Annotated in this window: 1 pseudogene; it reads left to right on the top strand. The window is 65.5% G+C overall.

The annotated features are described in order from the left end of the window. A pseudogene (locus R0J88_RS23365) lies at positions 1 to 228 on the top strand (TerY-C metal binding domain-containing protein); the annotation flags it as partial. Between the last annotated feature and the right edge of the window lie 10 nt (positions 229 to 238).

The raw sequence follows: 238 nt of genomic DNA, 5'->3' as shown, positions 1-238 counted from the left end.
TGGACGGCAGAGCGCACGGCGCCCGCCACTCAGGTGAACACCAATCAGCTGGAAGGGGTGGCGCCATGCCCGCACTGCGGCGCGGCGACCACCTTCGCGCTGGGGCGTTGCGATCACCTGGTGTGATGCGATGGCCCCGGAGAACAGACCTGCCCGTGGTGTGACAAGGAGGTCAACTTCGGTCCCGGCAGTTCAGACGGGTTTGATATTGGCAGGGGGCTGGGATGAAGCACTCGCA

Source organism: Pseudoalteromonas sp. SIMBA_162 (assembly GCF_046535955.1).
Lineage (GTDB): Bacteria > Pseudomonadota > Gammaproteobacteria > Enterobacterales > Alteromonadaceae > Pseudoalteromonas > Pseudoalteromonas marina.
This window is presented reverse-complemented; position numbering and strand designations above follow the sequence as displayed.